Genomic DNA, 12233 nt, shown 5'->3' on the forward strand with positions numbered 1-12233 from the left:
GGGCTTCGCATCGATCTGACGACGGTCCAACCACAGAGGGCTCATCTCTCTGTGGTTGGTGCACTCTTCCCACTATTGAACAGATTATTTGCGTCCCACCAGCAGGATACCAACCAGCACGCCCATGGCATCGGACGGATGACTGCTGTCACGGGTGATCTTTTCAATCGGCCAGCCAATTTTGTCGCACAACGCAAACACATTGACGCCCAGAGCCGACAACGACAACCGCGACCATTGGGGAAAGCGGCACACGCCACCCGGCTCCAACGCCTGACAACTGTCACTGTTGGCGCAAAACAACCGCTTGCATGAGCCTGCGGCGAGTCCGGCCGCTTTAAAACCACGCATGCGCGCCCACTTTTCCAGTTGTGCTGCCACGACGTGGATCTGTCGCGCCACTTCATGGTATTCCTGACTTTGTAAATCCACCACCGGCAGGTCGCGCTTGAACACCACGGCCCACTCATAACCGGCCAGCAATTTCGGCACATCATCAATGGCACCACGATGCGGTGGACACAGGGCGGATTCGCCATAGGCACCGCATTCCAGACAATAATCCGTCAGTGTCGGATCAATGGGTAATTCCATCACACCAACACAACGGGCATCATCCATTCCCAACGCACGGGCCTTATCGGTGAATTGTCGTAGCTGACTCTCTTCCATGACGGTCTCCTGTTTTCTTCTTACCCGGTCCGATATCCTGCAACGGGTCAATCTTACTCCAAACATCCTGTATTCGCGATCAAAAACCACCCCATCCTTCTCATGGAGCCGGCAATAATTCACGGAACACCTGCAGGGCCGTACTCGGTTTTTCATGGCGCCGCCAGACAAAACGGGTCGTCATTCTACGAACCGGCTCCGGCAGCTCATGCAGGGCACAGTTCTGCATCAGGTGGGGACGCTCAACCACGGACCGGGGCAGAATGCTGATCCCCATCCCGGCCGCCACGCAGGCAAGAATCCCTTCGATGGAGCCCAGTTCAACGCTGTGGTACCCCAAACGGCCGTTCTGCCGCAACCAGTTTTCCAGCCGCGCCCGGTAAGAACATCCGGGACGAAACACCAGGATCTTCAGACTCTCCATAGTGAGGGGATCAATATCCAACGGCGCCACCAGCACCAGCTCCTCTTCAAAGACTTCGCACGATTCGATGGCCTGCGGGTCAACTTCACCGGCGATAAATGCGCCGTCCACCTGATAATCAAGCAGCTTTTTCAACGATTCCGCCGAAGGCGCCGAGACCAGATTGAGGGCAACCTGAGGATAACGGCGATGATAATCGGCCAGCAAGCTCGGTAGACGCACTGCTGCCGTCGTTTCCATGGAGCTGATGGCCAATGGCCCTTGCGGCACGGCGTTCTCGCTCAGGGCATCGTGTGCTTCGCCGGTCAATTGAATGATCCGCTGCGCATAATCGCACAATATCAGCCCCGAAGCGGTGAGACACACCCCTTTGCTTTTGCGATGAAACAGAGGACGACCGAATCGCTCTTCGAGTTGTTTAATCCGTGTCGTCACATTGGACTGCACGTAGTTCAACTCTTCGGCAGCACGGGAGATACTCCCCTGTCGAGCCACGGCCAAAAAGATTTTCAGTTCGTTGATCTCCATGTGATATCACTTTTTATAATGGTTTTTATCTTTATCTTTCATTTGATATGATATTTTTAACGCCGTAGAATGTCAAATATGCAGACACAGCACAACAACCAGACGGCTTTAACGGTGTTGATCGGCGGCATGCTCGGCATGGTGGTGGCCATGGGTATTGCCCGCTTTGCCTACACCCCGATTCTGCCCTTGATGCAACGTGACCTCGGCATCAGCAACAGTCTGGCCGGCGGTCTGGCAGCCATCAATTACGCGGGCTATCTCGTTGGCGCAGTGCTGTGCATGCTGGCACCAAAGCTATTGCACAATCGGGTCCTTACGGCCACAGCTCTTTTCATCAGCATTGCCACCACCCTGACCATGGGCCTGACCACGTCGGAAATCGCCTGGAGTGCCATGCGGTTTGCCAGCGGACTAACCAGCGCCATCCTGTTTATCGTTATTACTGCGGAAGTTGCCGAAACCCTGATCCGTTGTGGGCACAGCCAATGGCTCGGTGCGCTTTACAGCGGTATCGGCGCAGGCATAGCCCTGAGCGGACTGCTGGTGCCGTGGCTTGACCGGATTAACGGCTGGTCCGGCACCTGGCTCGGCATGGGCGGACTTGCCCTGGGCATGGCCCTGCTGGGTCTGGCAGTGGGTCGCAGACATATTGAGGTCCGTCCATCGACACAACCCGTCGCAGCCCCCCAAAAACATAAACACTCGCTGTGGCGATTAGCCGTTGCCTATTTTCTTGAAGGGTTTGGCTACATTGTTACGGCCACCTTTATCGTCGCCATTATCACCGACACACCGGGCCTGGCTGGATTTGCTCCGTATAGCTGGGTTGCCGTGGGAGTGGCTGCGATCCCATCGACCCTGATCTGGCCGCTCCTGGCGCGGCGCATCGGCTACCAAAAAGCCCTGCTGTCAGCCTACGCTTTGCAAGCCGTGGGCATTGTGTTCAGCATCAACGCCACTACGATTGGCGAGGTGTTATTCGCAGCGGTCAGCTTCGGTGCCACCTTTCTCGGCATCGTCGCCTTGACTCTGGCCGAAGGCAATCGCCGCAGGCCGACGGATACACGGCGCGCCGCCGCCATTCTGACCACGGCGTTCAGCCTCGGCCAGATGTTCGGTCCAGCCGTTGCCGGAGTGATTGCCGACACCCATGCCGGCTTTTTTCTGCCGCTGGGTATTGCTGCAGGCTGTATTGTCTGTGGTGGCGTCATCATTATTTTTGACCACTTCTCGCCAGCACCTATTCTTAATTGAGTCAAGGAGAACACACATGCCTTACGTCCATTTTCGTATCACCAACGAAGGAGCCACCAAAGAACAGAAAGCCGCGCTGATCAAAGGAGCCACCCAACTACTGGTTGATGTGCTCGGCAAAAATCCGGCCACCACGGTTGTCACCATTGAAGAAGTGGATACCGACAACTGGGGTATCGGCGGCGAAACGGTCACAGTGCTGCGCCAGGGGAAATAGCCTCCGTTGCAACACGGCGAGCGCGATAAGACCAAGATAAAGAGCGCTTTTAGCCACGGACAAAACAAACACAGGCCGACAAAGCACAAATCAAAAGGTGCTCTGGCTTTCTCCGTGTCTCAGTATCTCCGTGGTTAACTTCAGGCTGTTGAATGTCAAGAGATCACGGACACGCAACAAATCGTTCGAAATAGTTGCCGCTGGCGGGTGGCTTCCTTATACTGTCCTCATTTGCCACCCCGACCGGAGGATCGCCCATGGAGCAACTCCATACCTGGCTGCAACAGGAGTATTTTGATATTTCTCTGCAACGCTACGCTCTGGCTATGGGCATTGTGTTGCTGTGCCTGATTTTCAAGCGTTTGTTCAGTCGCCTTTTAACCCGCGTCATTTCACCACTGGTGGATCGCACCGAGAACACCTTTGATGATCTGCTGCTGCAGAGTTTGCGACGTCCTCTGGAATTTCTCGTTTTCATCGCCGGGCTGTTTATCGCCCTGCAGGTGTTGCAACTGCCCAGCGAACCAACCGATTTAAAGCAGTTCGGCCACGCTTTGATCAAGACGCTATTCACGTTCAATATCGGCTGGATTCTGTTCAATGCCGTCGACATTCTCGAATGCACCATTGCCAAGTGGGCGCATCATACCGGCTCACCGCTCGACGACCACCTGCTGCCATTTATCCGCAAATCGGCGCGGCTGTTTATTTTCGTGCTGGCAGGCGTGTTGATTATCCAGAACCTCGGTTATTCCATCTCCGGGTTGCTTGCGTCACTCGGCCTCGGTGGTCTCGCCGTCGCTCTGGCGGCCAAAGACACCCTGTCGAACATTTTCGGCTCAATCATGATTTTGCTCGACCGCCCGTTCCGGGTTGGCGACTGGATTCAGACCGATAACCTTGAAGGCGTGGTGGAAGAGATCGGCTTCCGTTCCACCAAAATCCGCACCTTTGCCAAGACCCTGATCACGGTACCCAACAACATCATCGCCAACACCTCGCTCAACAACTACAGCCGCATGCCCAAGCGCCGGATCAAGATGAGTGTCGGCGTCACCTACGACAGCACACCGCAACAGATGCGCGACGCCGTGGCCGCTATCCGCACCATGCTGAAAAACCACCCGGCCATCCAGCAGGACTTCATGCTGGTCAACTTTACCGATTTTGGTGCGTCGTCTCTGGATATCCTGATCTACTGCTTCACCACGACCACGGTGTGGGGCGATTACCTTGAAGCCCGCGAAGATGTGTGTCTGAAAATTATGGAGATCCTTGACGGTCTCCACATGGAGATCGCCTTTCCCAGCCGCAGCATTTACATCCACGACAACAGCGACAGCCTGATCGATCCCGATCGGTTGGCGTCCACCGAGGAGAGCGCCTGACATGAAACACGAACAGCTCAAAGGGCAACTGATCAAGACGCTGGTTGATTTCTTCGACACCGATTACCGCCGCATCACCCACGCCATTGAAGTGCTTAAACAGGCCGAACTGCTGGTCGGCCACTATGACCATGTCGACGAAGAACTGCTGCTGGCCAGTGCCGTGCTCCACGATGTCGGCATCAAACCCTCCGAGGCTCAACTCGGCTACAACGACGGCAAAACCCAAGAGCAATACGGTCCGGCCGTGGCCACGGAGCTGCTAGAGAAAATCGGCTTTGATCCAGACAAAACGAAAAAAGTCGCCGAGATCGTCGGCAACCACCATTCCAAATCACGCTACGACTATGTTGAGCTGGAAATCCTCAAGCTCGCCGACCAGATCGTCAACAAGATCGACAACATCAACTAGACCGTTAGGATTACGACACCGTGTGGACCGCCCTTATTGAACACGCTCAGCAAAAGCACCGCTTCCTCGACCAGCTCTGTACCCTGTGCAGCGGTGAATTCGTCGGCAAAGGTGGCACCATCCACTGCAAACGCGGCTGTTCGGGTTGCTGCTCGCTTAATGTGCGCTGTACCCTCACCGAAGCCGTGGCCCTGGCTCCACACCTGAATGACAACCAGATTGAAGCGATCCACCTTCACGCCGAAAAGCTCAAACAGATTGACCGCGACAACAATGATCTGAAAAATTTCCTCAAAGCCAGCCGCGAGCAAGTCGGCCCCTGCCCACTGCTCGATGCGGACGGTGCCTGCTCCGTCTATGCATACCGCCCCCTGGCCTGCCGCGCGCTACTCTCCACCATGGATCCCCACTATTGCACACTGGATTTCTCCACACTCAGCAGCGAAGAAAAACAAGCCTTCATGGCCCAGCTTGATCAGGAGTCCGTCAACTTCCCCACCCACTATCTCGCCATGCCGCAACAGATCGCCCAGGCGGCGGAGATGGAATGTCTGGAAAAGATGAAAGAGGTGTTTGGTGTGGCCGTGACTGGGAATCTGCCTTATTTGTTGGAGTTGGAAGTGACGTTAAAGGTGAGTGAAAAGCTGGCTGAAAACCGACGAATTCAAGAATTGACCGGCAACACTAAGAGCGAATCTTTTCTGATTGAGGCTATCACTTGCTAAAGTCAGAGCATCAACCCTTCTAACCTTTTCCATCCTGACACCTCATACTAATCATTTCTTTTCTGCCAACCGCCCTTTTCATTCAAAAAATTAAAACAAATCGCCACACAATCATTAAAGACCGTTGCCGAAATTAATACAGACTGCTACATTTGGATACGTTTTTTAACCTGTTTAAACAATCATTGGATGGGGGGAGGGGCCCGATGAAAAAAATTCTTTTTATTCTCGTGTGTTTTACATTTCTAATTCTCAATGGTGGATGCAGTAGCGACAATGACCACCATGCATCAACCAACCATGTTCCGGTAGCCGATGCTGGCCCAGATCAAAATGTCACTCTCGGCACCGTCGTTCAACTCGATGGCAGCAACAGCACCGATCAAGATGGTGACACCCTCACCTATTCCTGGATATTCTCATCCCTGCCTGCCGGCAGCAGTGCAACCCTTTCAGACGATACCGCAGCTCGACCTACGTTTACTGCGGATGTTGAAGGGAACTACGAACTGAACCTGATTGTTAGTGACGACGTTTCGGACAGCCTTGATGAGACGGTTTTGATTACTGCATCCGCAGCGAACTCCGCACCTGTAGCTGATGCGGGAACCGATCAGAATGTCCTGGTTGATGACACGGTCAATCTGGACGGAAGCGGCAGCAGTGATACTGATGGTGATCCGTTGACCTACACTTGGCGTTTCATCAGCGTTCCAGGCGGCAGCACGGCAACACTTTCCGACACATCTGCACAATCGCCTTCGTTTACTGCAGATACTGAGGGCAGTTACCAGGTTGGCTTAGTGGTCAATGATGGCAGCGTCGACAGTGCCGAATCAAGCACAACAATCACCGCAACTCTTGGCAATGCGACACCTGTGGCCGATGCCGGGGAAGATCAAAATGTCTCCGTCGGCGATACTGTCAACCTTGATGGCAGTAGCAGCAGTGATGCAGACGGTGATCCATTAACTTATTCCTGGTCGATCACCAGTGCCCCGGCAACCAGCACTGCAACATTGTCAGATGTGACGTCAGCAACACCGACATTCACTGTCGATGTGTACGGCGATTATGTTTTCAGCTTAACCGTCAATGACGGTGAAGATGACAGCGCAATAGACACGATCACGATCTCCACACAATTTGCTCAACCGGCAAACCATGTTGCGGTAAACTTCACTATTGACGATTCAGCAAGTGCCACTTATGACAACACCAGTGGACTAGCCTGGAAAGGATCATTCAGCTACAACGCTGACACCCGTATCCTGACATATAACGGAGCCTGGCCCGGTCCTTACGTACTTGTTTATGATGATGGCCCTTGGACCACCGGCGGTCATGAACCTTCCACGGCCACAGCGAACGACCATATCTGGGGTGTCACGGTATGGATTTCCAACAGTACAGGCGTCACCCTTGAATACGGCGCGATTTCTGGATCGGTAGACGGTTCTGACGGCGTCTGGATCTGGACTGGCTCGAATGGCAACATTACGATTCCGGCGGGAACGACAACACCAATAAACGCACCTGGGCTGGTTCTTCCATAACTGACCAATCCAAATGACCCGGAACTGCACCAGCAGTTCCGGGTCATAAAAATGAATTATTCTGTCTTTTGTCTTTTATATCTCCCTTATCCCTGCCACCATTCTTCCAGCGATTTAAAACGCCACATCTTTTTTACATAGAAATAGGAAGTAACAGAAAACGGATCTGACAACCATTCGCACCATTCCCTTTGTCACAACATCATGTACCCTATATATGAGTCAGTACTGAATAACGTTATTGTCGGCATAGTCAATTTTGTTGTCCCTCCCGAGAAACAAATCCCTTTGTTAAAACGACGCCTTGCCGAATCAGCTTGGCGACCGAAGCGTTCCTTCCAGAAAAAGGAGTTCATCAATGTCGTTACCAACAACGATTTATGGCCTTCTTATCGACCTCGACGGCGTCCTTTATGTTGGTGAAACACCGGTGCCCGGCGCTCAGCAGGTGTTGAAGCGATTGGATGATGAGAACATTCCTCGGCGCTACCTGACCAATACGACAACGCGCACTGCCGCGTCCGTTGTTCAAAAACTAAGGCGCTTGGGATTTAGCGTCCATGAAGAGGAAGTTTTCAGCCCGATTTCGGCCACAGTGCAGTTCCTCAACGGATTGGGCCGTCCAACAATCAACCCAGTGGTTCGTGACAGTGTCCTACCGGCATTTGCCGACTTTCCCAGAAACAATGAGCGGCCGGATTACGTGATTATCGGCGACATTGGCGCTGCGTGGAGTTACCCTCTCATCAACACCATCTTTTCACAGCTCCATGCCGGAGCCGAGCTGATCGCCATGCACAAAAACAAGTTTTTCCAGGGTGAAGAAGGGCTTCAGGTCGACATCGGTGCGTTTGTAGCCGGGTTGGAATACGTTAGTGGTAAACAGGCAAAGGTGATTGGTAAACCAAGTCGCGACTTTTTTGAACTGGCCCTGCAATCTCTGCAGTTATCCGCATCGAATGTTGCCATGATTGGTGACGACATCGAAACCGATATCGGCGGAGGAAAAGCCATCGGACTGCATGGCATTTTGGTAAAAACCGGCAAATATCGTCAAGGTTGCGAGGAAGGGGCCGCCTTTTCCCCCGACGCCGTCATGGACTCGTTTAGCGACCTGTTCGAGTGCGTTGCACCACGAGATAAGATCTAACCGCCCACTGAAAGCATACAGAGATGAGAATGATCATCACTGGCAACAGCGGTAGCGGAAGAATGGCTGGTCGCAAACTTTATGGAACGTTTTACCAGCAAAAAAATCCATCTCAAATCAGGAGCAGATCCCGTCAAAATGGTTGAGAAATTCCTTCATGGTTAGATCAAAGCCATGGCCACCGTTTTAACGTGCGCTTAACTGGGCCTGGCACGATCCTTATACGATCTGTCCCCAGCTCCCTTCATCACTGCAACCCTTTCAACAGCTATCCACGGCTGGCGAGAGTTCCCTTGCCACACATCTTTTTGAAAATGAAATTCTCAACCGGCGCGTGACACCCATCACAGACAGCCTTGCTGACCTCACTTAGTGTTTGCCTGAATAAATATCAGCGCGCTTAAGCACTGGGAGGCTATTGAAAAAGTCCCATCCGCGGCCTTTTCAATGACGCACGCCAAAAATGCGATTTCCGTCTTGCTTACAAAATTAAGCACTTGAAAATCCTTTCTTGATTTTGGCCGACCATCTTGGCTCCGCAGGGTGTTTTTCAATACCCTGCTAAACCTTGTTTTTTTGCGTGAATTCTTTGGGTTGCCGCATTCGGCGTGCAGTCCTTTTGTATTTCTGCACTGAGGGGAAAAAGAAATGGAAAAGAAAATTGCCCTGCTATTGGTGGCCTGTCTGGCCTGGCCATTGTCGACTCTGGCGGCACCGGCTTCGGATGACGCCCTGACAGGGGACATTGTCGTGACCGCGACCCTGTCCGAAAAGACAGTTGAGGACGCTCCCGGCACGATTGAGGTGGTGAGTGCCGAGGAGATTGCTGAGCTGGGCGCGGTGACCGTGAGCGAAGCGCTGCAGTGGAGCACCGGGCTGGTGGTTTCAAATGAAACCGGTCGCGCTCAGGTGCCGGGAATTCGCGGCACCGGCAGCAAACATACGCTGGTGTTGATCGATGGTCGCCGCTGGAGTGCCGGGTACAAAGATTTTATCGATATCAACCAACTGCCGGTGACACTCATTGAACGGATTGAGATCGTCCGCGGGCCGGGATCGGCTCTGTACGGCAGCGACGCTCTGGGCGGCGTGATCAATATCATCACCCGCAATCCTACGGAGTCTGCGTTGCTCGAAGTGGACGCCCGCTACGGAAACGACACCTACGGGCAATCCGATCGCTATCGTGGCGCAGCGGTTGTCGGCGGCGGGATTGGCAAAATCCGCACGATTTTTTCGGCGCAGGTTGAAAACAAAAACCCTTTTGAAATCGATGGCGAACTGCCCGAGGACGGCGACGATATCCAACTGGCGTCAGGTGCCGGACGCGTCGCCTATGACCTGGCTCCCGGTCATGAACTGATCGCTGGGTTTGAGTGCATCCACATGGACCAGGAAGGGGATCGTTTTTACCGTAAAGCCGCGCGCGTGAGGGAAAGCGAAGAGGAACGCCTGAATACCTTCCTTACCTACCAGGGGGATTTCGACAATGGAAGTCGTTTGCGGGTGGAGGCCTACCGCTCCGACCATGACAACGACATTGTCATGAAAAACCCGGATGCGCCAGTCAGCGACGAAGAAGATGCGGAACATTGCCTGCAGCAGGTTGAAGCCCACTATTCTCTGGCGGTAGCGTCCCATTATCTGACCATGGGAGCGGAATATCGCCAAGAAGAGCGCGAGGATGCGTCCGGCAGTGATGAAGATTTACACAACACCAGTGTGTTTTTGCAGGATGAACTGCAGATCGCCCGACCGCTGTATCTGGTAGTGGGAGCACGCTTTGACGAACACTCCGAGTTTGGCTCTCAAATCAGCCCGCGCCTGTCTCTGGTCTACCACCTCAATCCGAGTTGGCAGATCAAGGCATCGTACAGTCAAGGTTTTCGCGCGCCCTCGCTGTCGGAGTTATTTGTCACGTCCTATCGCCAACAGGGCAAGCAGGTCTATCAACCCAATGCTGATCTCGATGCGGAAAGCTCCGAGAGCTATGAGCTGGGCCTGCAGGGAAGCTATGGACGCTTCAGGGGCGGCGTCACTGCGTTTTACAACGAAATTGACGATCTGATCGAAGCGGTGTTCAGTCATTCAACCGGCAGCGGCCCAAGCAAAGTCGCCTATTACACCCACCAGAATATCACCGAAGCGCGCATGCAGGGAATCGAAGTCGAAGGCCATCTTCAACTGCCTTACGCGCTGAGCCTCAGTGCTCATGTGACCTATCTCGATACGGAGAACAAAGAGACCAAGGACGATCTCGAAGGACAGCCCGACTACCAGGGTATGGCGAAGCTGGCCTGGCATCCGCAAGACAGCGGTTTCACCGCCAACATTCGTATGCGCTATATCGGCGATAAGGAATTTGCCGATGATGACAGCGATGCTGTGACTCTGTGGTACCTCTACGCCGGACAGAAGCTTACGGAGCAATTGGAGCTGTATGTGGGCGTTGATAATCTCTTTAATCGCTTGAGCGATTCAGACAGCCTCAACCTGATTGATCCGGCTTTTTATTACGGTGGATTACGCTGGACGTTTTAGGATCTGACCTGAACTCGGGACCGTCCCCGGACACCGTGGAGACGGTCCCGAGTCTGTCACCATTCCTGCTTTACCACACATCTACGCCGCTCCTCCATCAACGGGCGGCTTCTGCCGTCGGCCTCGGGAGAAAGACACCGCATCGGTGGGACAGGATTCCAGGCAGTTGCCACAGGAAAAGCAATCGGGAATGACCCGTTTATCCTGATCAAGAATAGCCTTCATAACCGTGCTCGGGCAGGCTTTTTCACAAGACCGGCAGTCGATGCACTTGTCATAGTCTACCTTGATCTTGAACACACTGAGCTTTTCAAACAGCCAGCCGGTCAGGCCAAACGGACAGAACAGATGACACCACGGCCGGTAGACAAACAGGCTGCCCAGCAGAATCCCGCCAACAAAACCCCATCCCCACAACGACAATTTCAGCGGTTTGAAGATCTTGAACGGATCAATCTCATGGCTGATATCGTAGGCCCAAACAAAAGCCACCCAGGTCAGGGCAACCAGGAACAGAATGCGAACGGTGTTGCTGACGACAAAGGGGATCTTAAATTGCGGCAGCCGCCCTGGCCCCGAATCGTTGCCGTTGCGATTGAGACGAAAGATAAAATCCTGCAAGGTGCCGAGCTGGCAGCCCCACGAGCAGATGAACTTGTTGGCCAGCACCACGGTTAAGGTAAAAACACCAAACGCCACCAGCCGTGGCTTGAACACCACGCCTTTGGTGCCATAAAGAACAATGGCATCTTTGACGGTCCCCATGGGGCTGGGATCGGCTCCGAGCACCACACCAAAAAGAATAAAACTGCAGGCGTAAAGGATGACGCGGGTTTTGCGGGTGATCTTCTTTCGCCGCAACAAGACAAAGCTCATCAGCAAAAAAATAAACCACAGGGCAAATTTCAGTGGGATTTTAAACCAGTTTTTGCTCGCGTGCTCTTCGCTCAGTGCCCGCTTTTGATTGACCTGTGTGATGATCTGGTCCAACGACAACCCGAAGTCACGAATAGGTTGTTCAAGCTGCTCTTTGGAGGCCAGGGAGAAAATGTCCTTCAATAATGGCCGTGGTAAATGATTGATCTCGGCAAATTGGCCAACGGTCATTTGGGCCGTGATCGTCAGGGGAACATCTTGGCTCATCCCTTCCTCTTTTTCCCCCCAGAGCTGTACGGACAGAATTGAGAAGACCGCGACAAGCGCGAGCGTTACGACACCGGCAATCAAGGTTTTCATAAATTCGCCCAACTCCAAGAGGGTTTTCTGAAACAAAGGACTCAAGAGGCATGGCAAGTCCGTTCAAAGAGGAACTCATCTTACCTCGTTCAGTGGAGAAGTTCCAGCTTACACCATGGAGTTTGAA

The 12233-nt window shown here is 53.3% G+C and carries 11 protein-coding genes; 8 read left to right on the forward strand and 3 right to left on the reverse strand.

The features are described 5' to 3' along the window. Window positions 1-84: 84 nt before the first annotated feature. Both DACE_RS04300 and DACE_RS04305 read right to left on the reverse strand, forming a co-directional pair. Window positions 85-672, reverse strand: a complete 588-nt coding sequence (locus DACE_RS04300; protein WP_005998598.1) for a DUF2284 domain-containing protein — start codon at window positions 670-672, stop codon at window positions 85-87. Between the two features lie 100 nt (window positions 673-772). Continuing rightward, window positions 773-1624: a LysR family transcriptional regulator gene (locus DACE_RS04305; RefSeq protein WP_005998600.1), complete on the reverse strand. Its 852-nt coding sequence runs from the start codon at window positions 1622-1624 to the stop codon at window positions 773-775. A 78-nt stretch (window positions 1625-1702) separates the two neighbouring features. Between DACE_RS04305 and DACE_RS04310 the strand changes: the two genes are divergently transcribed. The 8 genes from DACE_RS04310 (at window position 1703) to DACE_RS04345 (ending at window position 10870) form a co-directional block, all read left to right on the forward strand. Further along, complete coding sequence (locus DACE_RS04310) at window positions 1703-2881, forward strand: YbfB/YjiJ family MFS transporter (protein ID WP_050769966.1); 1179 nt, start codon at window positions 1703-1705, stop codon at window positions 2879-2881. Between the two features lie 16 nt (window positions 2882-2897). Next, window positions 2898-3098 (forward strand): tautomerase family protein, encoded by a 201-nt coding sequence (locus DACE_RS04315; RefSeq protein WP_005998603.1) that lies wholly within the window; start codon window positions 2898-2900, stop codon window positions 3096-3098. Window positions 3099-3355: 257 nt separating this feature from the next. Further along, window positions 3356-4486 carry a mechanosensitive ion channel family protein gene (locus DACE_RS04320; protein ID WP_005998605.1) on the forward strand — a complete coding sequence of 377 codons (1131 nt, stop codon included), beginning with the start codon at window positions 3356-3358 and terminating at the stop codon, window positions 4484-4486. Window position 4487: 1 nt separating this feature from the next. Continuing rightward, a complete protein-coding gene (locus DACE_RS04325; protein WP_005998607.1) occupies window positions 4488-4898 on the forward strand; it encodes an HD domain-containing protein in 411 nt (136 codons plus the stop codon). A gap of 20 nt (window positions 4899-4918) precedes the next feature. Further along, a complete protein-coding gene (locus tag DACE_RS04330; protein WP_005998609.1) occupies window positions 4919-5623 on the forward strand; it encodes a YkgJ family cysteine cluster protein in 705 nt (234 codons plus the stop codon). A gap of 206 nt (window positions 5624-5829) precedes the next feature. Beyond that, on the forward strand, window positions 5830-7179 hold the full coding sequence (locus DACE_RS04335; protein WP_005998611.1) for a PKD domain-containing protein: 1350 nt from the start codon (window positions 5830-5832) through the stop codon (window positions 7177-7179). Between the two features lie 358 nt (window positions 7180-7537). Further along, window positions 7538-8329: a TIGR01458 family HAD-type hydrolase gene (locus DACE_RS04340; RefSeq protein ID WP_005998614.1), complete on the forward strand. Its 792-nt coding sequence runs from the start codon at window positions 7538-7540 to the stop codon at window positions 8327-8329. Between the two features lie 648 nt (window positions 8330-8977). Then, complete coding sequence (locus DACE_RS04345) at window positions 8978-10870, forward strand: TonB-dependent receptor plug domain-containing protein (RefSeq protein WP_005998617.1); 1893 nt, start codon at window positions 8978-8980, stop codon at window positions 10868-10870. Window positions 10871-10951: 81 nt separating this feature from the next. On the opposite strand, the gene DACE_RS04350 is transcribed toward DACE_RS04345, so the two are convergent. Further along, window positions 10952-12106 (reverse strand): 4Fe-4S binding protein, encoded by a 1155-nt coding sequence (locus DACE_RS04350; RefSeq protein ID WP_005998619.1) that lies wholly within the window; start codon window positions 12104-12106, stop codon window positions 10952-10954. Between the last annotated feature and the right edge of the window lie 127 nt (window positions 12107-12233).

The sequence above is a fragment of the Desulfuromonas acetoxidans DSM 684 genome, assembly GCF_000167355.1.
Lineage (GTDB): Bacteria > Desulfobacterota > Desulfuromonadia > Desulfuromonadales > Desulfuromonadaceae > Desulfuromonas > Desulfuromonas acetoxidans.